The sequence below is a fragment of the Shewanella sp. DAU305 genome, assembly GCF_026802235.1.
GTDB lineage: Bacteria > Pseudomonadota > Gammaproteobacteria > Enterobacterales > Shewanellaceae > Shewanella > Shewanella baltica.
On sequence record NZ_CP113808.1, the window covers coordinates 779,379 to 800,931 of the forward strand.

The 21,553-nt window shown below is 47.8% G+C and carries 20 protein-coding genes, 1 tRNA gene and 2 rRNA genes; 13 read left to right on the top strand and 10 right to left on the bottom strand.

The features are described 5' to 3' along the window. Positions 1–96 precede the first annotated feature (96 nt). The 5 genes from OX890_RS03415 (at position 97) to OX890_RS03435 (ending at position 4,992) form a co-directional block, all read left to right on the top strand. Positions 97–2,999 (top strand): 23S ribosomal RNA (locus OX890_RS03415). Between the two features lie 136 nt (positions 3,000–3,135). Continuing rightward, positions 3,136–3,251: ribosomal RNA gene (gene rrf, locus OX890_RS03420) — 5S ribosomal RNA — on the top strand. Between the two features lie 36 nt (positions 3,252–3,287). Beyond that, a tRNA-Asp gene (locus tag OX890_RS03425) sits at positions 3,288–3,364 on the top strand. Positions 3,365–3,869: 505 nt separating this feature from the next. After that, positions 3,870–4,382 carry a DUF1993 domain-containing protein gene (locus OX890_RS03430; protein ID WP_063885021.1) on the top strand — a complete coding sequence of 171 codons (513 nt, stop codon included), beginning with the start codon at positions 3,870–3,872 and terminating at the stop codon, positions 4,380–4,382. Positions 4,383–4,794: 412 nt separating this feature from the next. Then, positions 4,795–4,992, top strand: coding sequence for a hypothetical protein (locus OX890_RS03435; RefSeq protein ID WP_006079715.1), 198 nt, complete (start codon positions 4,795–4,797; stop codon positions 4,990–4,992). 105 nt (positions 4,993–5,097) lie between these two features. Here OX890_RS03435 and OX890_RS03440 read toward each other — a convergent pair whose 3' ends face one another. The 7 genes from OX890_RS03440 to OX890_RS03470 form a co-directional block, all read right to left on the bottom strand. Beyond that, positions 5,098–5,565, bottom strand: coding sequence for a GNAT family N-acetyltransferase (locus OX890_RS03440; RefSeq protein ID WP_268650092.1), 468 nt, complete (start codon positions 5,563–5,565; stop codon positions 5,098–5,100). Positions 5,566–5,695: 130 nt separating this feature from the next. Next, on the bottom strand, positions 5,696–7,012 hold the full coding sequence (locus tag OX890_RS03445; protein ID WP_268650093.1) for a sensor histidine kinase: 1,317 nt from the start codon (positions 7,010–7,012) through the stop codon (positions 5,696–5,698). Between the two features lie 5 nt (positions 7,013–7,017). Further along, a complete protein-coding gene (locus OX890_RS03450; RefSeq protein ID WP_006079718.1) occupies positions 7,018–7,677 on the bottom strand; it encodes a winged helix-turn-helix domain-containing protein in 660 nt (219 codons plus the stop codon). Beyond that, on the bottom strand, positions 7,677–7,943 hold the full coding sequence (locus OX890_RS03455; protein ID WP_268650094.1) for a PepSY domain-containing protein: 267 nt from the start codon (positions 7,941–7,943) through the stop codon (positions 7,677–7,679). Before OX890_RS03455 ends, OX890_RS03450 begins: the two co-directional genes overlap by 1 nt. Continuing rightward, a complete protein-coding gene (locus OX890_RS03460) occupies positions 7,936–8,499 on the bottom strand; it encodes a diheme cytochrome c (RefSeq protein ID WP_011845503.1) in 564 nt (187 codons plus the stop codon). The genes OX890_RS03455 and OX890_RS03460 overlap by 8 nt, the downstream gene beginning before the upstream one ends. 90 nt (positions 8,500–8,589) lie before the next feature. Then, positions 8,590–9,036, bottom strand: coding sequence for a DUF1924 domain-containing protein (locus tag OX890_RS03465; RefSeq protein ID WP_268650095.1), 447 nt, complete (start codon positions 9,034–9,036; stop codon positions 8,590–8,592). A gap of 53 nt (positions 9,037–9,089) precedes the next feature. Further along, positions 9,090–9,677, bottom strand: coding sequence for a cytochrome b/b6 domain-containing protein (locus tag OX890_RS03470; protein WP_107403265.1), 588 nt, complete (start codon positions 9,675–9,677; stop codon positions 9,090–9,092). Positions 9,678–9,896: 219 nt separating this feature from the next. Here OX890_RS03470 and OX890_RS03475 point away from each other — a divergent pair, with 219 nt between their 5' ends. Together OX890_RS03475 and OX890_RS03480 are read left to right on the top strand one after the other, a co-directional pair. Then, entirely contained in the window at positions 9,897–10,361 is a 465-nt protein-coding gene (locus OX890_RS03475) for a ribosomal maturation YjgA family protein (protein WP_268650096.1), read from the top strand. Between the two features lie 67 nt (positions 10,362–10,428). Continuing rightward, complete coding sequence (locus OX890_RS03480; protein ID WP_006079724.1) at positions 10,429–10,932, top strand: hypothetical protein; 504 nt, start codon at positions 10,429–10,431, stop codon at positions 10,930–10,932. 167 nt (positions 10,933–11,099) lie between these two features. Here the strand turns inward: OX890_RS03480 and exaC are convergent, their stop codons facing one another. Beyond that, complete coding sequence (exaC, locus tag OX890_RS03485; RefSeq protein ID WP_126490955.1) at positions 11,100–12,620, bottom strand: acetaldehyde dehydrogenase ExaC; 1,521 nt, start codon at positions 12,618–12,620, stop codon at positions 11,100–11,102. Positions 12,621–13,001: 381 nt separating this feature from the next. Between exaC and OX890_RS03490 the strand changes: the two genes are divergently transcribed. Then, positions 13,002–14,975, top strand: a complete 1,974-nt coding sequence (locus OX890_RS03490; protein ID WP_268650097.1) for a sigma-54-dependent Fis family transcriptional regulator — start codon at positions 13,002–13,004, stop codon at positions 14,973–14,975. Between the two features lie 350 nt (positions 14,976–15,325). Then, positions 15,326–16,306, top strand: a complete 981-nt coding sequence (acuI, locus tag OX890_RS03495; protein ID WP_126490957.1) for an acrylyl-CoA reductase (NADPH) — start codon at positions 15,326–15,328, stop codon at positions 16,304–16,306. A gap of 96 nt (positions 16,307–16,402) precedes the next feature. Here the strand turns inward: acuI and OX890_RS03500 are convergent, their stop codons facing one another. Together OX890_RS03500 and OX890_RS03505 are read right to left on the bottom strand one after the other, a co-directional pair. Continuing rightward, complete coding sequence (locus tag OX890_RS03500) at positions 16,403–17,779, bottom strand: ATP-binding protein (protein ID WP_232005143.1); 1,377 nt, start codon at positions 17,777–17,779, stop codon at positions 16,403–16,405. Further along, on the bottom strand, positions 17,767–18,453 hold the full coding sequence (locus OX890_RS03505) for a response regulator (protein WP_011845520.1): 687 nt from the start codon (positions 18,451–18,453) through the stop codon (positions 17,767–17,769). Before OX890_RS03505 ends, OX890_RS03500 begins: the two co-directional genes overlap by 13 nt. A gap of 293 nt (positions 18,454–18,746) precedes the next feature. On the opposite strand from OX890_RS03505, the gene OX890_RS03510 reads away from it, so the two are divergent. The 4 genes from OX890_RS03510 to OX890_RS03520 all read left to right on the top strand — a co-directional run bounded on the left by OX890_RS03510 (position 18,747) and on the right by OX890_RS03520 (position 21,446). Further along, complete coding sequence (locus OX890_RS03510) at positions 18,747–19,271, top strand: Spy/CpxP family protein refolding chaperone (protein WP_259214200.1); 525 nt, start codon at positions 18,747–18,749, stop codon at positions 19,269–19,271. 51 nt (positions 19,272–19,322) lie between these two features. Continuing rightward, positions 19,323–20,213 carry a cation efflux pump FieF gene (gene fieF / locus OX890_RS03515; protein WP_107949711.1) on the top strand — a complete coding sequence of 297 codons (891 nt, stop codon included), beginning with the start codon at positions 19,323–19,325 and terminating at the stop codon, positions 20,211–20,213. A gap of 14 nt (positions 20,214–20,227) precedes the next feature. Then, positions 20,228–20,680: a hypothetical protein gene (locus tag OX890_RS21155; protein WP_310473083.1), complete on the top strand. Its 453-nt coding sequence runs from the start codon at positions 20,228–20,230 to the stop codon at positions 20,678–20,680. Positions 20,681–20,888: 208 nt separating this feature from the next. Then, positions 20,889–21,446 (top strand): porin family protein, encoded by a 558-nt coding sequence (locus tag OX890_RS03520; protein WP_115335740.1) that lies wholly within the window; start codon positions 20,889–20,891, stop codon positions 21,444–21,446. Positions 21,447–21,553: the final 107 nt, after the last annotated feature.

The following is a 21,553-nucleotide window of genomic DNA, read 5'->3' on the forward strand; positions in this document are numbered from 1 at the left end:
TCTAAGGCGCGTCCACTTCTTTGGTCAGAAGTGAGACAAGTAAAACCAAGCTGGTCGCAATGCGACTCAGATGAGTGAAACTCATTTGGGTTGTATGGTTAAGCGACTAAGCGTATACGGTGGATGCCTTGGCAGTCAGAGGCGATGAAGGACGTAGTAACTTGCGAAAAGCGTTGGCGAGCTAGTAACAAGCATTTGAGCTAACGATGTCCGAATGGGGGAACCCAGCAGCATAAGCTGTTATCGCAACATGAATACATAGTGTTGCGAGGCGAACCCGGGGAACTGAAACATCTAAGTACCCGGAGGAAAAGAAATCAACCGAGATTCCCCTAGTAGCGGCGAGCGAACGGGGATTAGCCCTTAAGTCAGTGGGGTGTTAGTGGAATGTGTTGGAAAGCACAGCGGCACAGGGTGATAGCCCCGTACATGAAAACTAACCATTGATGAAAACGAGTAAGGCGGGACACGTGACATCCTGTTTGAATATGGGGGGACCATCCTCCAAGGCTAAATACTCCTGACTGACCGATAGTGAACCAGTACCGTGAGGGAAAGGCGAAAAGAACCCCTGTGAGGGGAGTGAAATAGAACCTGAAACCGTATACGTACAAGCAGTGGGAGCGGTTCTTGAGACCGTGACTGCGTACCTTTTGTATAATGGGTCAGCGACTTACATTTTGTAGCGAGGTTAAGCGAATAGCGGAGCCGTAGGGAAACCGAGTGTTAACTGCGCGTTTAGTTGCAAGGTGTAGACCCGAAACCCGGTGATCTAGCCATGGGCAGGTTGAAGGTTGAGTAACATCAACTGGAGGACCGAACCGACTAATGTTGAAAAATTAGCGGATGACTTGTGGCTGGGGGTGAAAGGCCAATCAAACCGGGAGATATCTGGTTCTCCTCGAAAGCTATTTAGGTAGCGCCTCGAGCGAATACCATTGGGGGTAGAGCACTGTTAAGGCTAGGGGGTCATCCCGACTTACCAACCCTTTGCAAACTCCGAATACCAATGAGTACTACTCGGGAGACAGACGGCGGGTGCTAACGTCCGTCGTCAAAAGGGAAACAACCCAGACCGTCAGCTAAGGTCCCAAAGTACTAGCTAAGTGGGAAACGATGTGGGAAGGCTTAGACAGCTAGGATGTTGGCTTAGAAGCAGCCATCATTTAAAGAAAGCGTAATAGCTCACTAGTCGAGTCGGCCTGCGCGGAAGATGTAACGGGGCTAAGCTAGTCACCGAAGCTACGGGTGCACAGTTTACTGTGCGCGGTAGAGGAGCGTTCTGTAAGCCGTTGAAGGTGAAGGGGTAACCCACGCTGGAGGTATCAGAAGTGCGAATGCTGACATGAGTAACGATAAAGGGGGTGAAAAACCCCCTCGCCGAAAGACCAAGGGTTCCTGTCCAACGTTAATCGGGGCAGGGTGAGTCGACCCCTAAGGTGAGGCCGAAAGGCGTAATCGATGGGAAACAGATTAATATTTCTGTACTTCCGCTAACTGCGATGGAGAGACGGAGAAGGCTAGGCTAGCGCGGCGTTGGTAGTCCGCGTTTAAGGTGGTAGGTTGATTTCTTAGGCAAATCCGGGGAATCGCACTTTAGTGTGCAGACTGAGAGCTGATGACGAGGTCCTAAGGGACTGAAGTAGTTGATGCCATGCTTCCAGGAAAATCTTCTAAGCTTCAGGTTAGTGGGAATCGTACCCCAAACCGACACAGGTGGTCGGGTAGAGAATACCAAGGCGCTTGAGAGAACTCGGCTGAAGGAACTAGGCAAAATGGTACCGTAACTTCGGGAGAAGGTACGCTCTTGTTGGTGATGAGACTTGCTCTCTAAGCTGACGGGAGTCGCAGATACCAGGTGGCTGCAACTGTTTATCAAAAACACAGCACTGTGCAAACTCGCAAGAGGAAGTATACGGTGTGACGCCTGCCCGGTGCCGGAAGGTTAATTGATTGGGTTATCGCAAGAGAAGCTCATGATCGAAGCCCCGGTAAACGGCGGCCGTAACTATAACGGTCCTAAGGTAGCGAAATTCCTTGTCGGGTAAGTTCCGACCTGCACGAATGGCGTAATGATGGCCACGCTGTCTCCAGCCGAGACTCAGTGAAGTTGAAATTGCGGTGAAGATGCCGTATACCCGCGGCTAGACGGAAAGACCCCGTGAACCTTTACTATAGCTTGGCACTGAACATTGAACCTACATGTGTAGGATAGGTGGGAGACTTTGAAGTTGTGACGCTAGTCATGATGGAGTCGTCCTTGAAATACCACCCTTGTAGTTTTGATGTTCTAACCTAGGTCCCTTATCGGGATTAGGGACAGTGCCTGGTGGGTAGTTTGACTGGGGCGGTCTCCTCCCAAAGAGTAACGGAGGAGCACGAAGGTTGGCTAAGTACGGTCGGACATCGTACGGTTAGTGCAATGGCATAAGCCAGCTTAACTGCGAGACATACACGTCGAGCAGGTACGAAAGTAGGTCATAGTGATCCGGTGGTTCTGAATGGAAGGGCCATCGCTCAACGGATAAAAGGTACTCCGGGGATAACAGGCTGATACCGCCCAAGAGTTCATATCGACGGCGGTGTTTGGCACCTCGATGTCGGCTCATCACATCCTGGGGCTGAAGTCGGTCCCAAGGGTATGGCTGTTCGCCATTTAAAGTGGTACGCGAGCTGGGTTCAGAACGTCGTGAGACAGTTCGGTCCCTATCTGCCGTGGGCGTTGGATGATTGAAGGGAGCTGCTCCTAGTACGAGAGGACCGGAGTGGACGAACCGCTGGTGTTCGGGTTGTCATGCCAATGGCATTGCCCGGTAGCTACGTTCGGAATCGATAACCGCTGAAAGCATCTAAGCGGGAAGCGAGCCCTAAGATGAGTCATCCCTAGGAATTTAATTCCTCTAAAGAGCCGTTCGAGACTAGGACGTTGATAGGCATGGTGTGTAAGCGTTGTGAGGCGTTGAGCTAACATGTACTAATGACTCGAGAGGCTTAACCATACAACCCAGATGGGTTTTACGAAGTAGCCTTAGACAGAATATCGACACTTGATAAAGTTAAAGACTCAAAGCAAATCAGCTTTCCGAATTATTATTAACGTGGTCCAGAGATGGACACGGTAATAAACAAAATTTGCTTGGTGACAATAGCCTTGTGGAACCACCTGATCCCATCCCGAACTCAGAAGTGAAACGCAAACGCGCCGATGGTAGTGTGGGGTCTCCCCATGTGAGAGTAGGTCATCGCCAAGCGCCTAATTTAGGTTAACGTGCAAACGTTAGACTAAAGGAGCGGTAGTTCAGTTGGTTAGAATACCGGCCTGTCACGCCGGGGGTCGCGGGTTCGAGTCCCGTCCGCTCCGCCAACATTTCGATAAGCCCTAACAGCAATGTTAGGGCTTTTTCGTATCTGGCATTTATCTATTTCAATCGTCGCGGCCGTCCCGTCCAACAGCATCCCTGCTTAACAGCCCAGCATCCATGCCTCTCGTTCATGAGCTCATCGCTGCCCGATATTTCACCCGCAAAATAAAGATGAAAGCCGCTACAGCAATGTAGAGGCTTTTTCCGTTGTGGAGAAATTAACATTATTGGTGATATCTCAAGCTGTTATTCGTTCAATTGTCCAAATTTTGTACCGTCTATTACTGTTTTTCTGATTGAATATTAACCTTCTTTCGCTTGATAAATACTCTGCCTCACAAGATTTCACCTGTTTCTTGTTATTTTTAGCTGCTTAATAGGGCTTATTTAGGTGTGTTTATTGTTAAGCAAATACTTAAATTCCAAGAATGATTGAAATTGAGTTATTTGCCCCAAGATAGTCTTAAGTGCTGCAGTTTTGTAGCGTCCATCACTGAGGTCAATGCCATGCTTTATGATTTAACGGTTGTACAATTTAGCAAGATGCTGAAAAATTTAAGCGTTATTCTTGAAAAGGGCGAATGCTTCGCAAACCTCAAGAAAGTCGATATGGCGGTGCTATTAAACTCACGTTTAGCGCCGGATCAATTTAACCTTATTCGCCAAGTTCAGATTGCCTGCGATACTGCCAAAATTGGCGTGGCACGTTTGACCGATAACTTAGATACAGTGCCAAAGCACGATGATAGCGAAACGACTTTAGCTGAGTTACAAGCTCGTATTAGCTCAGTATTAGATTACTTAGCGACGTTCAAAGCGGATGATTTTGCTAATGCGGCCACGATCCATGTCTCACAACCACGTTGGGAAGGAAAATATCTTACGGGTTATGAGTTTGCCATTGAGCATGCGATTCCGAACATTTACTTCCATGTAACAACAGCCTACGCGATTTTGCGCCACAACGGTGTTGAAATTGGCAAGAAAGATTACCTTGGCGCTATGCCATATAAGTCGTAAATCTAGGCTAGATGTAGTACTGTTGCGCAGCCTAATTGTTGCGCAGCAGCGCTTTGCCGCTTGAGCTTACCAACCTTTCTGCATTATCACCTGTATCTTTCTCTACCTATGTTATGCCGCTTTGTCGCTGGAAATTTAGGGCTCGTTAGGGTTCTGTTACGCCGATGAAGTCAATCAATACTCAGTTTTTCATTTCGACCTTACGTCTCGATTATTTTTATCCTGTTAGCATGTGATTTAATTTTGTTGGCTTAGGTAAATGATATGAGCCGTAAGTTTATGAGTCGCCAAATTATCTATTACTTAAATAGTGAATGGCGAATTGACTCATTATAAAGATGACCTGTTTGTTCGTTTTGAGCAGGGATTTACTGGAAGAGCCTATTTAAGGTTCTAATTAAAGGAGTTAGCTATGTCTATCGAATCTCAAGCCGTCGAGAGTCCAACGGATGCAACGACAACTAAGAGCAAGAAAGCAAAAAAAGCCGCCATTACTAGTGGTTTGCGCCTCAAAGACAAGTTGACCCAAGACACTCGCCGCCGAATTGAAATTCTGCACGAGCAACGCCAACTATCCAATCGTTTCGGCGTGGATATAGAAATTGACTAAAGCCTTTGGCTTGTCGCTAAGTATTGGATATCACATCTAGATATTTAGCCAGCATGTACAGCTTCACGACGCCCGTCGTGGGGCTTGCTCACTCTCCTTAAGCATTCACTTCTTAAATTCATATTCCATTATCGTGACCATCTTGCCCATATAATCTTCCCGTGAAATCTTTGACCAACCAAGTGTCTGATAAAAATCTGCTTTGTCTGCGGTAAACAAATAGATTTTTTGTAATCCGAGTGCTTTGGCATAATCAACGACGGCATTGACTAATAATTTCCCTAAGCCTTTATTTCGATAATGTGCATTAACATACACATTCGCCAGCCAAGGGCTTAAGTCGGTTCGGGTATCCATATCTGCTGCGGTTAATGAGGAGGAGCCCATGACTTGGTTAGCTTCTTCACAGATAAACATCTTAGGAATAGCGGCGTCAGAGAGGTACTCGCTCATCTGCTCAATGAGTGTGGTGACTGTGGCGTCCGCGGAACTTAAATGTGCCCATTCTTGATGATGCCATTGTGCTAGCAGTGGAATATGCTGCGGGGCCGATTTTAGGTCGATAACTTTCATATAAATCTCTGACGTGTGTTATGCAAAGGGTTTAATGGTGCACATTGTGGCGCGAATACTTAAGTCCGTTTGCTGGTCTGAATGATTTGGCGGCAGGATTAATTAAGCACGGTTTGGCTGAGTATACCGCTTAACTTGGGATCGGCAGAAATACGCTGGCTTCGAGTCCACCTTGTTGCGCGTGGCTAAAGCTGAGTTCGCCCTGATAACTGTCGACGATATCTTTGCAGATAGATAATCCTAAGCCATGGCCTTGGATGCTTTCATCTAGTCGAATGCCGCGCTCGATGATAATCGACAATGCGGCATCAGAGACGCCTTCGCCATCATCGCTGACTATGATCCCATAACCTGCGGTGGGAGCCGTTTGATGCACTATACGGATCTCAATGTTCTTGCGGCTATGTTTGCAGGCGTTATCCAGTAAATTGCCTAAGAGTTCGAGTAAGTCATCGCGGTCAAATGGCATCACTAAGCCACTCGCGTAATGGCTATGAATAATGCGGTCTGGGTAGATGCGTTGCATCACTTGAATCAGCGGCGCGAGATCGTCATCGAGCACGGTATAACGCCCTGGAGTAGATAGGCCGACTATCTTGGTGCGCTTAAGCTCTCTCTCAATGATGTGGTGCAGGTTTGCGAGCACCTTGCTGCCCTCACTCCTCTGTTCCGGTGGAAGGCTTTCTAGGTAGGACTGCAGCCCTTGTAGCGGACGTTTCATTTCGTGGGCTAAGTTACCCAAGGCATTGCGGGAGCGTTGTACTCGTTGGCCCAATTGATTGACTAAACGATCTATCTCCTCAATCAGCGGGATGATTTCACTCGGCATTTGGTCTGGATTGATTTCTTGCCCTTGGGTGCGCATCTGCCGGATGGCTTCAGGCATCTGCTCTAAGGGTTTAAAACCGCGTTTAAGTAATTGATACTGTGCCATTAATAGAATAACAATCGTGAGCAACACCGCCGCGCTGGCAAAGGCTAAAAACTGTACTTGGGTCTGTTCGAGCTCGCTGATGTCTTCTGTCACCCACAGTGTCACTAACTGATCATCTTTGATTACGGCCTGACTGAACATCAGCCAATGTTCTTTGCCGACAAACTCAGTGGCTTGCTGGTGCTCACCGGCGGTCAGTTTTGGCATGTTCACGTTATGGTCGAATAGGGAGCGTGAGCGCAGGGTTTGCTCGCCGATTTGAATTGCAAAATAATGCCCAGAATTAACCCTGTGGTACACATTGGGTAAGCGGTCAGTGGTGAGTGCCCAGGTGCCGTCGGGATTGTTATTCAGGGCGGAGATCAGGCTGTCGGCATCGTGTTGCAATCGCGAGGCAACAAAGTCTTGGGTTAATATTTGGATACCTTGGTACAGAAAATACAGTAACAGCACCATGGCAAAGGTGAGCGTGATCAGCAGATTGCGCGTCAGATAACCCTTGAGTGAATACACGCCTTTTACTCCTTGAGTCGATAACCTTGGCCGCGGCGGGTTTCGATATAATCCTTGCCTAGGCGCTGGCGCAGGCGGTTGACGTACACTTCGATGACATTGCTGTCTTTGATTTGATCTTCTTCGTAAATGCGTTCACTGAGCTCTGACTTAGAGACGATTTTGCTGGGATTGACCATTAAATAATGCAGTAGGCGATATTCAATCTTAGTCAGCTCTATCACTTCACCGTCGACATTGGTGACGGCTTGTTTGTCGACATCGAGGGAAACGCCCGCATGTTGCAACACATTGTCGGCGCGGCCAAAGTGGCGGCGGATCAACACTTCGAGCCTTGCGAGTAGTTCTTCGATGTGAAAAGGCTTGCCAAGGTAATCATCGGCACCCGCCTTGAGGCCATCGACCCGCTCGTGCCACGCATCGCGGGCGGTGAGGATCAGCACTGGCATGGCTAAGCCTTTTTGTCGCCATTGGCCGAGGACTTGTAAACCGGGTTTGCCGGGTAAACCGAGATCGAGGATCACGGCTTCGAAGTTTTCTTCTTCGCCTAAAAAGGCACCGTCGATACCGTTATCGGCGTGCTCGACGGTATAACCCGCCTTGTTAAGGGCGGGAATGAGGCGCGCGACCAGATCGGTATCATCTTCAATCAATAGCAAACGCATCAGTCGACCTTTTCCTTTAGCCACTCGCCGGTTTTGGCGTCAATCTTGATTTCATACACTATGCCATCGTCACGAAGGATTTCGAGTTCGTAGATGATCTTTCCCTGTTTTTGCTCGACTTCGAGATCGAGCAACCGTCCCTTTAGCCGTGATTCATAGCGTTGCATTATGGTGTCGAAGGGCAAAACCTTGCCCTCCTTAACCCACTCGACCACCTTGTTTGAAAGATCATCGTCGTGGGCATTGCAGCTGGGGCTGCTAATCATCCCAACGGCCAAAGCCAGGAATATTAACGGTATCTTCATCGAATATGCCCTTTTCTGCGAGGTTGTGACAATTGCTGCATTGACTGAATGAGCCGACTTTGGGGTTATCTTGCACCATACGTCTTGGGATCTCATCGTGTTTGCGAATAAAAAATGCCTGTTCTGTGATCTTCTGCGGCCCAGCGCCTGCAAGCAGTGGCGTGCTGTTTTTCATCACCTTACCATTTTGCGCCGCATGTTGAACCAGATATTCCTCAATTCTAGCAGTGACTTGAGGATCTAGGCTGGCGTTGTCACCAAAGTGATTCTCAAGATTTGCGGTAATGGCGCGCCACTTGTCGGCGGGGAGTAAGTTCGCGGGGTAAGCCATGTGGCAGCTGCCACATTCTGCCGTATATTCCGCATTTTGTGGAATGGCGCGGCTAAGCCCGCGGCCATCGTCCGCATAGCCTGTGCCGGTTAAGGTTAGGCTGACACCGATAACGCCAATGGCTAATGCCGCAGCTGTGAGTGATGAACCTAAGAACCAGCTAATAGGGTGTGCTTGTTTAGTCATGACATCTTCCTTTTTGTGCCGTTACCTTCTGTGGAAGGTATTGAAATTAATTGATCTAATTGAATGAGTTATAAGGTCGAAATTTGGTGGTTATTGCAGGCTTAACCAGAGTAAGGCATCGCCTTTTTCCTGTGGCGTGCAGTCGCGTTTAAAGGTCCAGTTACAGTTACGGCTAAACCATTTCTCGATTTTGGCTGAGTCTGTTAACCGATCTGCGGTAATCGACGGCGCCATAGGGTCAATGGGTTTACGGGTATTTTGGTGCATCCCCATGTCGGTGACTTTAGCGGTATGACAACTGGCGCAGCTGCGACCGTCCATGTCCTGTAGCCAAAGCTTTTGTCCTGCGGCGGCGCTAAAGGGTCCAGCGCCTTGAGCTTGATAGCGTTGCAGTTGCGTGCCAATGCGCTCGGCGCTAAGCGGCAGGCTTTGCACTTTACTGTTGGCGGCGCTAGCGCTGAGGCTAGTCAGCAGCAAGGTTGAAATTGCGACAAGGTCAAGGCGACTTTTAATCGTGTGTCTGGTGAATCTGTTCATAGGGCATTCCTTTTGGGCTGGATGTCTTGTTGCTAAGCAAAGTGGCTAAGGGATTAATCTTCTTGTTCCACAGGGCGTTGTTTCTTGCCCGTGACCATAGCTCTGACTAAGTTTTCTTTGTGTAACAGGCTACTGACGATGACGCCGCCAACATGGATGACCACAAGGAACACAGTGAAGTTGGCAAAGAATTCATGGACTTCTTTTATGGCGCCTTCGGGCCAAGTGGCGAAAAAGCTTGTGGCTAATGGGCCGTGTCCGTCGGTGGCGTACAGAGCCATGCCTGAGAATCCCGTGATGGCGATGCTAGCAATCAAGGCCACTATCATCATTGCTCCAGCGGGGTTATGGCCTATGTAGTCTTTGGCTTTGCCTGTGATGAGCCCTTTGAGGTACACCAGCACTTCTTTAGGACGAGTGATAAAGTTGCTAAAGCGCGCATTGTGGGTACCAATCACGCCCCACAGCAGACGAAACACCAGTAAAATTAAGATGCTATAACCTGCGTAACTGTGGATGGTCATCCACTCGTCTTCGCCTTCAGTGAGGTAGGCTAAGGCAAAAAAACCGACGAGTGACCAATGGAATATGCGGATCAACAGGTCCCAGACTTTGATGGTTTGCAGTGTGTTTGATGACATGGTGTGACGCTCCTAAGTGGGTTTAGGTGTAGGCTACTTAACCCAAACTTAAACCTCGCTTAAATTTTGAGGCGCGAACATTCATTGAGTTGATGGGGTTAAGTGGCGCGCTTGCCTGGGTGACGAGTCTTAAATGTCAACGAAACTCGCTTGTTAACCTCTTGGTATTACGGTAGATTCTGCCACCTCAACCGAGTGAAGTTAGGGACTAACGTATCTATGTCTACCGCCGTTATTCGCGCTTTCATCAGCCGTAATCCGAGTCGTAAATCCTTTTTTATTTATACGGTTTTATTATTTTTGACTGAAGTCTTAATCGCTTTATATGCGCCTGCGGGTTTTATCCGTGGTTTTGTGGGCGATGTATTGGTGGTGATCTTGCTGTTTTGCATGGCGCGCGTTGTCGTTCCTTTTACCTATCCAGTAGAAAATACCGCAGCAAAAAACACCGGCGATGGCATTAAGCGCTTATTTCAAACTCCTTGGCTGGCGTTTGCGGTATTGCTGTTTGCCTTTGCTATCGAGTTTGGCCAGTATTGGGGTTTAGTCGACAAGCTAGGCTTGGGCGGAAATCGCTTGGCGCGGATAGTGATAGGTAGCCATTTTGATCCACTCGATCTCGTGGCATATTTTGTCGGTTACTTGATCTTATTGGGCTGTTATTGGAAAAGCCGCCAGTCCTAGTGATTTGAATCCGCAAGAGCTGCGTGACATGTGTTTTCGCGGATAGGCGAGACAAGTGGGGTAAAGGATGCAACCGATAACGGCATTTTCACTGCTAACAGTACGTACTGATGGACTTGAGCTTAATCCACTGAAAATGCCTTTGTATTTCAATGGCCAACATACTCATACCTTTATTGCTGGCCTAGTGATTGAAGGCCAATATCGCTGCGTTTTACCCAATAAAACCTCGGGGTATCTGGTCATCACTTCTTTTGATTGTCCCTTCGAAGAATCAACCGAGTTTAGCCTGCTTGATGAAGCGTTTAAGCTCATTGCGACGACATCTTTGGCGCAAATGTACGATTCTTTTCTGCTTTATGCCCATTGGCCTATGACGGATAACCGACTGAGGTTGCACTATTACGGTCAGTTTGTGCTGGATTTAGTGATGACAACGGGCAGTTCTTGGTTAACTTTTCAGCCAAAACTTAAACTGGTTGAAGTTATCGATCCCCAAAGCGATCCACAAACAGCCTCCTCTCTTGCTGAATTAGCTCAGCGTTTAGCGCGGATTGATAATATAAACTGAGTGAGGTTTGAATTAAATTGAGTTAAAAAAGAAAGGGCTATTCGCCCTTTCATGTTCATCATTTATATCTATTACTCATGCGGAAAGTTTTATAAGCCTGCTTGCAAAGACGTTTAAAAACCTAAATAAAAGCTTCCTCACATCAGCTTGTTTGAGCCCCAAAAACCTTAGAAGAAACCTAAAGGATTCACATCGTAACTCACCAAGAGATTCTTAGTATTTTGATAGTGGTTGAGCATCATCTTATGGGTTTCGCGGCCGATGCCGGATTTTTTGTAACCACCAAAGGCGGCATGGGCAGGATAGGCGTGGTAACAGTTAATCCACACGCGGCCCGCTTGAATGCCACGTCCCATACGTTGTGCCGTGTTCATATCTCGCGTCCACACACCAGCGCCTAAACCGTACTCAGTATCGTTAGCGATCGCTAAGGCTTCGGCTTCATCTTTGAAAGTGGTGACCGAAATCACAGGGCCGAAGATTTCCTCTTGGAAGATACGCATCTTATTGTGGCCTTTCATAATGGTTGGGCTGATGTAGTAGCCTTCGCTTTGGCCGCCATCGAGTTGGCAAAGTGTGCCGCCAAGTAGCACTTCTGCGCCCTCAGCCTTACCTATGGCTAAGTAACTTAAGATTTTATCGAACTGTTCTTTAGAGGCTTGAGCGCCAACTTGAGTGTCGGTATCTAAGGGATCGCCTTGCTTAATGGTTTGGGCACGGGCGAGCACTTTCTCGATAAAGCGATCGAAAATCGATTCTTGGACTAGCACCCGAGATGGGCAAGTACAGACTTCACCTTGGTTAAAGAAGGCCAGCAACATACCTTCGACGGCTTTATTTAAATATTCGTCTTCATGGTCCATTACATCGGCAAAAAATACGTTCGGCGACTTACCGCCAAGCTCAACAGTTGATGGGATTAAGGATTCGGCGGCGCATTTTAAAATGTGATAACCAATTTCTGTAGAGCCCGTAAACGCAAGCTTAGCAATGCGTTTGCTGGTGGCCAGAGCTTGTCCCGCCTCCGCGCCAAAGCCGTTGACTACGTTAAGAATGCCCGCGGGTAATAGGTCTTCAATCAGCTCGAGTAATACCAGAATCGATACTGGTGTTTGCTCCGCAGGCTTGAGTACCACACAGTTACCCGCCGCCAGCGCAGGAGCGATTTTCCATGCCGCCATCAAGAGCGGGAAGTTCCAAGGAATGATCTGGCCGACTACTCCCAAAGGTTCTGGGAAGTGATAGCTGACTGTGTTGCCGTCGATATCGGCGGCGCTGCCTTCCTGTGCGCGGACACAACCGGCAAAGTAGCGGAAATGATCGACAAATAAGGGCAAGTCGGCGTTTAAGGTTTCACGCACCGCTTTACCGTTTTCCCAGGTTTCGGCGACGGCTAAATATTCGAGATTTTGTTCGACCCGATCGGCAATGCGCAGCAACAGGTTTGAGCGTTCGGTGACTGAAGTTTTACCCCATGCTTCTTTGGCTGCGTGGGCTGCATCTAACGCTAATTCAATATCTTGTGCATCGGATCGCGGGATTTGGCAAAAGTTTTGGCCATTCACGGGTGAGCGATTGTCGAAGTATTTGCCATTGACTGGGGCGACCCATTTACCGCCGATGAAGTTGGCGTATTTTTCTTTGAAGTTAACGATTGCGCCTGTGGTTCCGGGTTGAGCATAAATCATAGAATCATTCCTTCTTGTGGATGGCATGCTGGGCGTTGGCGCTTTTTACGCTCTGAGCTTCAGCAAGGGAGTCTTGTTGATGCATCTCTAATGGATGCCTTTTTATATATTTTTCGTTTTGCTTTAAGCCAATCCTATTGATTGGCTTAGTGTTCTCTTATGCAACACCTAAGGCCTGCATACTAAGGGGGCATCGCAAGGAGAGTGCCAAACTGGCAAGAGTTGTACACTTGTTGCGCTAACAGTATGATGAAAAGCTAATTTTGCAGATTTGAAACAGTGTGGGCACTCAGGGAGAGAGGTGTGTCCTGTGGTCACTTTGTCATCGAACGGCACACTGCAACTGTGCCGAAACGGAACACAGCTCGGGGGAGCACGGCTATGGCAGTTAAACCGCATTTACCATCGACACAGGCGTGGTTGGCCGATTCGTGGCAGCGCAGCATTGGCGCTGGCTTGTCAGAATTTCAGTTACCCCAAGAGCTTAGGCTCGACGCCAGCGAACTAAAGCAGAAACATGAGCAATATCAAATGCTCATTGCATTAGTGCAATCCCATGCTTTGCCCTTGTTCAATCAGTTGATGGCGCATTCTAATAGCCGACTCTTGCTCTCCGATGCCGAGGGTTATGTGCTTAGGCACTGGGGCGTGAGCCGCTACTCCACAAAACTGGCGGACGTGGCTTTGGATATAGGGGTGAATTGGCTCGAGCAGTACAAAGGCACCAATGCAATAGGGACGGCACTCACAGCCAAACAAGCCGTATCTGTAGTGGGTGAGCAGCATTTTATTCGCCAGAATCGTTTTATGAGTTGCACCGCCTGCCCAATATTTTCCCCCCAAGGTGAGATGATCGGGGTGATAGATATCACCAGCGAGCAGCAAAGACACACTCAGCAGACGCTGATGTTAGTGTCGAGCTTGGCGCAGCAGGTCGAGACCGCGCTCTTGTGTCACTTGCCCGATAGCCATTATCGAATCGATTTAGCGGCGCAGCCAAATTTACTGAATTCGGGTTGGCAGGGCATAGTGATTGCCGACAGCGATGGTCGCATTGTGGGTTACAATCCCATGGCGAAACAATTGCTTAACCATGCTAAGGTCGGCGATGCCGTCGAGCAGTACTTAGGCGATAATTGGAGCCGTGCGGGTGGCTTTAATCAGCATTTAGACTTGCATCTACAGACTCAGCCCTTAAATATTCCCAGCATCAAGAGTCGGGTAGCGACTAGCAATAAATCGCTCACTCAATTGGGTGTGCGGTTTCGCGACCCTCAACTTGAGCGCGCATGGCAACATGCCAATAAGGTGATCACCAAACAAATTCCGCTGTTAGTGCTCGGTGAAACCGGCGTCGGTAAAGAGCAGTTTGTTAAAAAACTCCACGTCCAGAGCGCGCGTCGCACCGAGCCTTTAGTGGCGGTGAACTGCGCGGCATTGCCTGCCGAGTTAGTCGAATCTGAACTCTTTGGTTATCAGGCGGGCGCGTTTACTGGGGCAAATCGTACTGGATTTATCGGCAAAATTCGCCAAGCCCACGGCGGCTTCTTGTTTTTAGATGAAATTGGCGAAATGCCGCTGGCGGCCCAGAGTCGTTTACTTAGGGTGTTACAGGAGCGCGAAGTGGTACCCGTTGGCAGTAATCAAAGTTTTAAAGTTGATATTCAAATCATTGCCGCGACCCATATGGATTTGGAGCAACAAGTGGCGCAGGGGCTGTTTCGGCAGGATTTATTCTATCGATTGAATGGTCTGCAAGTACGTTTACCTGCGCTACGTGAGCGGCAGGATATCGAGCGCATTATCCATAAATTGCATCGTAAACATCGTATTGCGCCGCAGGCGATCTGCCCTGAGTTGTTAGGGCAGCTGATGCAACACGACTGGCCCGGCAATTTGCGCGAGCTCGATAATCTTATGCAAGTGGCTTGCTTGATGGCTGAAGGTGATGACACCTTAACTTGGCAGCATTTACCCGATTATCTTGCACAAAAATTAGCGGGTGGGCCGTTAAAAGTGGATCCGTTAAATGCACAGCTGTTAAACACACAGCTGTTAAACACACAGCTGTTAAATGAAGAGCAGCCATTAGGTGAAGAGGTTAAAACCGGCCAAAACTCTGCATCACATCCGCTGGCTGGCAAAGTTGTGAGTGGCAAAGTTACGAGTGGCAACACTGCGACGCTGCCAACTGCCACTGCGGTTCAATCGGATTCCCTAAATGAGGCGATTTATTGCAATGTGCTGCAGGCATACCAAACCTGTAATGGCAATGTGAGCCAATGCGCTAAGCGTTTAGGGATCAGCCGTAATGCCTTGTACCGTCGATTAAAACAGATGGGGCTTAAGGGTTAATGTTAGCTCGCGACGCTTGTCGCGAAGCTCAATCAATCCCCCAACTCTCGCTTATCACATCAATAACTTTCATCTTACTGCAGGCTAGAACTAATAGGATTTAGCCTGCAGCTCTTGCATCGTGACAAGTTAACCAGAGTAACGCTTTGCAGCAGGCGAGTTTGAAGCCATAAAGACATCATTTTTTGCCATCTTTTGCGCTCGATCACTCTGGGTCATTCCCTTTAATCTGTTTAGATCTCAGCGTTTACTATTAGCCATAAGTCTGCTTGTTAATAGCGCCTATGCCTTTTATGGTAACTTTTTGAATATCGTTTAATACGATTTTCATGGCCTTCGGAGAGCAATTTATGTTTGATGCCTTACTACTGACGCAAGAAGATAAACGCACGTTTGCTCAAGTTTCACAGATCACAGAAGCTGATTTACCAGAAGGGGAAGTCTTAGTTGAGGTTGCCTATTCCTCGCTGAATTATAAAGATGGTTTAGCTGTGACGGGTGCTGGCAAAATCATTCGCCAGTTCCCTATGGTGCCAGGCATTGATTTTGCGGGCGTAGTGTGCGAATCGACGGATGCAAGATACCAAGTCGGCGATCAGGTTATTTTGACCGGCTGGGGCGTGGGCGAAAATCACTGGGGTGGTATGGCGCAAAAAGCGCGCGTTAAAGCCGACTGGCTGGTGCCTATGCCGCAAGGTTGTGATGCCGCTAAAGCCATGATGATAGGCACGGCTGGGCTTACGGCGATGTTGTGCGTGCAAGCGCTGCAGCAGGCTGGGATAACACCGCAAAGTGGGGATATTTTGGTCACAGGTGCTAGTGGTGGTGTGGGGTCGGTGGCGGTGACTTTGCTCGCAAATGCTGGCTATCGTGTGGTCGCCTGCAGTGGTCGGGTTGAACAAAATTCACCTTTATTGAAGGAGCTTGGCGCCGCAGAAGTGATTGATCGCAGTGAGCTTGAACAAGATGCTAAGCCGCTTGAGGCGCAGCGCTGGGCGGGTGTGGTCGATACCGTTGGCAACAAGATCCTCGCTAAAGCATTGGCGCAAATGCAATACGGTGGCGCCGCCGCTATTTGTGGTTTAGCGGGCGGTTTTGCATTACCCACAACCGTTATGCCGTTTATTTTACGGGGTGTGAGTTTACTGGGAATCGACTCTGTTTCTTGTCCATTTGAGAAACGAAAAGCTGCGTGGGAAGCTGTGATTAAAGCACTACCTGCACATTTCTATCAGCAAGCTTGCCAGCAGATATCATTGGCAGAGGTTCCTGATTTCGCGAATAAAATTATCCAAGGTCAAGTCACAGGGCGTGTATTAGTCAAGCTGTAATCTAGCTTCTAATACTTTAAAGCGATGGCAACACTGAGGTGTTGCCATCTACGACTATGCCATCCGTTTTACCAAGTTTACTTGTCTTCATATTGGCTATTTCGGCAGTGTGATCGTCACTTCAAGACCGGTTGGTATACGGTTCTCGGCTTTAATCTTACCTTTGTGGGCGGTAATCGCCGCTTCAGTGATTGCCAGTCCAAGTCCCCAGCCGCCGCTCTCTCTCTGTCTTGCCGAGTCTGGGCGGTAGAAAGGTTTAAAGATGGCATCGAGTTCAGCGGCATCTATGCCTGGACCATCGTCTTTTATTGTAATTTGTACTTGATCAGCAGTCGCACTCGCCTGCAGGTGAATGTCGCTTGCGGCGTAGCGAATTGCATTACGCAGCAGATTTTCAATCGCACGGGAAAGTGATTTAGGAAAGTGCGCTAACTCAATTTCTTCATCGATATCGATGGTAATGCTTTTACCTTGCTGTTCGGCTTCAAATTCCGCATCGTCCAATACCTGGCTCAAGGATTCTGCCAAGCCTAAATGCACCTTGGTTTCGTTAGTGCTGAGCTTGACCCGCGAGAGTTCTAACAATTCACTGATAAGCTTTTCGAGTTGCTCTGCTTCATAACCTATGCGTTCATTTTCGGCGGTTTGTTGACCTTTTTTACGGGCGAGGGCGAGGGATAATTGCAGTCGCGTCAATGGGGTACGCAGTTCATGTGAAATATCCCCCATGAGCCGCTGCTGATTATTCACCATAGCTTCGATGGAATCGGCCATGCTGTTAAAAGCCGTGGCGAGCTGACCAATTTCGTCGTTACGTTGAGTGGTGGACTTATCGACACGGTTACTTAAGTCGCCTTCAGCGAGGGCATTGGCACTCTTTTTAAGTGAATTTAATGCCTTACCTAGATGCCAAGCGAGCAGGCCACATAATAGTCCCGACAGGAAAATCGCTAGGCTTAAAGTTAATAACTTATTTTCGGCGAAGAAGAAGAACCAAGGCCGCGGATGGTTATCCGGCAGACGGCCGTAGAGTGAATACGTCTCGGCGCCCAGATTGAATTGAAAGGGACCAAACACCAACTCATCTTTAAACTGATGGCTAATAGGTTGTTTTTCTTCATCGGCCATCAACATAAAGCTACGCACACCACGACTCACTCTGTGGGTGTTGACGACTTGGCCTTGGCTGTTGACGAGATAAACCCGTAGCGGCTTGCCTTCCATGTCTCTGTGCCTTTCCCAGCGACGAAGAAAGTCGGATTCCAGTAAGGCAGGATTTTCTTGAATGCGCTGCGCTATGGTCGATAGGACTTTTTCAAGGTGAGGTGGCAGCGGTGCACGGTCGTGACTCTGTTGCAGCAATGGCAACAGACCGACCAAGGCAATGATCAGCGAGCTGCAGAGCCAGAATCCGAGCAATAATTTGATAAATAAACGATTAGGCACAGTCGATACCGCCGTTATGGAAGCCAAATATAACCTTTGCCGCGGATGGTTTTCACCCTTGGCCGCCCATCGCCACGCTCGGGGAGTTTTTTACGTAGATTCGATAAATGCATGTCTAAGCTGCGATCGAAGGGCATGAGTTTTTTACCGAGCACTTTCTCGTTTAACTCTTCCTTATTCATCAACTCTCCCGCGTGCAGCGCTAGGGTGTGCAGCAGAGTGAATTCTGTGCCTGTGAGTATGATCAACTGCTCGTTACAGTAAGCCTCTTGGCGCGATGGATCTAAGCGCAGATCGCCAAACTCTTGTGCGGGCGCGGCATGGATTTCTTGGGTTGTTAAGTTCGAGCGACGAATAATGGCGCGGATACGGGCGATTAACTCTCTGTCATTAAACGGCTTTGGCAGATAATCATCGGCGCCGATTTCAAGCCCAACTACGCGATCGATTTCATCGCCGCGAGCGGTCAGCATTAATACTGGCGTTTGCTTGTGCTGACGCAGTGCACGCAGGACTTCGAAGCCGTTCAATTTAGGCAGCATGACATCGAGTAAGATCAGATCGTAATCCGCACTCAGTGCCAGATCTAAACCTTGTTTACCGTCGTAGGCCAAGGTTAATTGAAACCCTTCTAACTCGAGCAGTTGCCCTAGTAGCTCCGATAAACCCAGATCGTCATCGATTAATAATATCCGACTCATACTGTTCCTTAATCTCTGTAATGTGGCCTTGTGTGCCCGTTTACACAGGCACTTTTAGCGCTTTGGCTGAGTATACCTGTTTTGATGTCAATTGCTGTGTAGCAATGTAAGCCAAAGTAAAGAATAGAGAATCAGTCGTTTGCTGTTGCAACTTTACAGTGATTTACTCAGACAACGTCCTCACTTACATATAGGGGTTTAGACTGGAAGGGTCGAAAGTGACTCGGCTTAAAAGGGTCGTCACTGTGTCTTATTACTTGCAATATTAAAGTTGAACCACTGAGGTTAACACTATGAAAACATTATCACCTTTGAAAGCGAGCCTGTTTGCAATTCTAGCGAGTTCTGCGGTTTTCGCGACGACCGTCAATGCTGAACCTATGGACGGTGGCTGTGATTTCTCCCGTTCTGAATTCCATAAAGGCGACCGCATGATGGGCGATCGTATGGAACATGGCGGCCGACATATGGATCAGGGCGGTATGCATCGTATGTTTGAAGGGCTGGATTTAACGGATGCCCAAAAGGCTGACATCAAAAAGTTATTTGCCGATCAGAAAGCTGCGCGAGCCGATAGCCGCCCAACGAAAGAACAGCGTTTGGCCCATCGCACTGAGATGCAGGCTTTGATGACGGCCCCTAATTTTGATGAAGTGCAAGCCAAGGCACTGATGAGCGCGCAGCAAGAACAGCGTCAAGCTCAAGCCATTGAACGTATGAAGCTGCATAATCAAATCTACAATCTGTTGACACCAGAGCAGCAAGCTAAGTTTAAAGCGCGATTTGAAGCACAAGCTGGTAAAGAACCTCGCGGTTAAGCGTCTTAGCTGATATACAATAGGGTCATAGCTTCCCAAGATAGATCCCTTATGACTCAGACTTCCCAATACGATTTTTGGGTCAAACTGGCTAGCCGCGCTTCCGTGGCTACCGCTTTGATCCTTATTCTTATCAAGCTGTTCGCTTGGCTTTATTCCGGCTCTGCCAGTATGTTGGCATCTTTGACGGATTCCTTTGCCGACGCACTCGCTTCCATCATCAACTTTATTGCGATTCGTTACGCACTTGTGCCGCCGGATCATGACCACAGATATGGCCATGGTAAGGCAGAGCCGTTAGCGTCTTTAGCGCAATCCGCCTTTATTATGGGCTCCGCTTTCCTGTTGCTTTTTTATGGTGGCGAGCGGTTATTAACGCCCGTTCCCGTTGAGAATGCCACCATAGGTGTGGTGGTTTCTGTTATCGCGATTATTATGACTTTAGCTTTAGTGACGTTGCAAAAACGCGCATTAGCGGCGACAAAAAGCACTGTGGTCGAAGCCGATTCACTGCATTACAAGTCAGACTTATTCCTTAATGGTGCGGTACTGTTAGCACTCGTCCTATCCCAGTATGGTTGGTGGTGGGCTGACGGTTTGTTTGCTGTAATGATTGCATTCTATATTGGTCATCAAGCCTTTGGATTAGGCTATCGCTCAATTCAAGCCTTGCTAGATCGGGAGTTGGACGAAGAAACTCGCCAGCAAATCACGCAAATCGCAATGGAAGATCCACGGGTACAAGGGCTGCATGACTTGCGTACTCGTCAGGCTGGCAAAACCGTTTTTATCCAATTCCATTTAGAGCTTGATGGCAATCTGAGTTTGAATGAAGCCCACAGTATTGCCGATACGACAGGGATAAGGGTTAAGGCCGCCTTTGAAGATGCCGAGGTGATTATTCACCAAGACCCAGTCAAACCTGAAGTCAACGAAACATAAAGTAAGGGTAAGCGATGGCATGGATGCAGAAGCAAGGTCACAGATGGGATCATTCCACTCGATTGATATGTCGCTATCAGAGGCTATCGACTCGCTTTGAGTTGATAGTCGAATCTGAGATTCGTGATGTTAGCGTTCCAGCAGATGCGGAAATTACGGTTTCAACTCAAGCGCAGTCCTCGAGAGTGAATCAAGCAGATAGTACAGTCACTCCTGTGATAGTGGGGGCTTGGAGTCAGTTAGTCCTGCGTAAACATCTTTATTACCTACCGCAGAAAATTGATTTCGAAATATCTAACCAAACTTATCGAGTCCATATCTGGCCATTATTCCTTTGGCGCACCCGTATTATTTGTGTCGCGACTGGCCGAGTTGTCGTATCCGAATGTTTGGATGTCAGAAGGCGTCGCTCCCTCATCCGTTGGCTATATGCAAGTTTTATAGGATTGTTGCGGGTTCTAAGTTAAAACCGTTAATTGTTTCAATTTAAAAAATAATACTTACAGTAAATATAGTTTTGTTACATAACGAATAACTATAACTTCCATTTTTCGACTTAAGCTGAATCAATGCTGTATGGTTTGTACTTTGATAATTTAAACAATGACACTTATTAATCGCTTATTGTAATATCCGCGCCATCTAATACTTACGTTAAATCATTATGGAAATATGATGAATAAATTATCAATTGTTGCTATCTCTATACTATCAGCATTCGCGGCTACTCAAGTATCTGCTGCAACCGACACGACTGGATTTTATGTGGGTGGCGCATTAAATAGAGTCACAGCTGATGCTTTTGATGGTTCAGAAACCGGTACTGGTGTGGGCGTATACGGTGGCTATAACTTCAATGAGTGGTTTGGTTTAGAAGCTAACCTGTTCGCCACTGGCGACTTAGGCGATAAGGATGTTGATATTAGTGCTGGCGCATTAAGCTTCACACCTAAATTTACTGCACAAATCAATGATATTTTCTCTGCCTATGCCAAAGTGGGTATCGCATCTATGGCTGTGAATGTTGATGGCTATGGTTACGATGAAGACTTTACTGGTTTTGGTTGGACTTACGGTGTAGGTGTTAATGCCGCCGTAACAGAACACTTAAATATCCGTGTAAGCTATGATGTCACTACGGGCGATTTAGATGCAGACCGTAGCTATTTAGGGTTAAACGATATTGACACCGATATTAAGCAATTCGCTGTAGGTGTGCATTATCAATTCTAATTTCTTTATATTTGGCATATTTAATTAATGCCAATGAAAAGAATTTAAAATAAAAAGGGATATGAAAATATCCCTTTTTACTTTTTTATTATTAATAATCTTGTGTC

What these genes read in the sequence shown, in the direction of transcription:
- OX890_RS03455 (WP_268650094.1), bottom strand. Translation starts at nt 7,943, where the DNA reads ATGATTAGCAGCCCCAGCTGCAATGCCCACGACGATGATCTTTCAAAC.
- OX890_RS03490 (WP_268650097.1), top strand. Translation starts at nt 13,002, where the DNA reads ATGGCAGTTAAACCGCATTTACCATCGACACAGGCGTGGTTGGCCGAT.
- fieF (WP_107949711.1), top strand. Translation starts at nt 19,323, where the DNA reads ATGACTCAGACTTCCCAATACGATTTTTGGGTCAAACTGGCTAGCCGC.
- exaC (WP_126490955.1), bottom strand. Translation starts at nt 12,620, where the DNA reads ATGATTTATGCTCAACCCGGAACCACAGGCGCAATCGTTAACTTCAAA.
- OX890_RS03510 (WP_259214200.1), top strand. Translation starts at nt 18,747, where the DNA reads ATGAAAACATTATCACCTTTGAAAGCGAGCCTGTTTGCAATTCTAGCG.
- OX890_RS03430 (WP_063885021.1), top strand. Translation starts at nt 3,870, where the DNA reads ATGCTTTATGATTTAACGGTTGTACAATTTAGCAAGATGCTGAAAAAT.
- OX890_RS03435 (WP_006079715.1), top strand. Translation starts at nt 4,795, where the DNA reads ATGTCTATCGAATCTCAAGCCGTCGAGAGTCCAACGGATGCAACGACA.
- OX890_RS03450 (WP_006079718.1), bottom strand. Translation starts at nt 7,677, where the DNA reads ATGCGTTTGCTATTGATTGAAGATGATACCGATCTGGTCGCGCGCCTC.
- OX890_RS03475 (WP_268650096.1), top strand. Translation starts at nt 9,897, where the DNA reads ATGTCTACCGCCGTTATTCGCGCTTTCATCAGCCGTAATCCGAGTCGT.
- OX890_RS03465 (WP_268650095.1), bottom strand. Translation starts at nt 9,036, where the DNA reads ATGAACAGATTCACCAGACACACGATTAAAAGTCGCCTTGACCTTGTC.
- acuI (WP_126490957.1), top strand. Translation starts at nt 15,326, where the DNA reads ATGTTTGATGCCTTACTACTGACGCAAGAAGATAAACGCACGTTTGCT.
- OX890_RS03470 (WP_107403265.1), bottom strand. Translation starts at nt 9,677, where the DNA reads ATGTCATCAAACACACTGCAAACCATCAAAGTCTGGGACCTGTTGATC.
- OX890_RS03480 (WP_006079724.1), top strand. Translation starts at nt 10,429, where the DNA reads ATGCAACCGATAACGGCATTTTCACTGCTAACAGTACGTACTGATGGA.
- OX890_RS03520 (WP_115335740.1), top strand. Translation starts at nt 20,889, where the DNA reads ATGAATAAATTATCAATTGTTGCTATCTCTATACTATCAGCATTCGCG.
- OX890_RS21155 (WP_310473083.1), top strand. Translation starts at nt 20,228, where the DNA reads ATGGCATGGATGCAGAAGCAAGGTCACAGATGGGATCATTCCACTCGA.
- OX890_RS03460 (WP_011845503.1), bottom strand. Translation starts at nt 8,499, where the DNA reads ATGACTAAACAAGCACACCCTATTAGCTGGTTCTTAGGTTCATCACTC.
- OX890_RS03505 (WP_011845520.1), bottom strand. Translation starts at nt 18,453, where the DNA reads ATGAGTCGGATATTATTAATCGATGACGATCTGGGTTTATCGGAGCTA.
- OX890_RS03440 (WP_268650092.1), bottom strand. Translation starts at nt 5,565, where the DNA reads ATGAAAGTTATCGACCTAAAATCGGCCCCGCAGCATATTCCACTGCTA.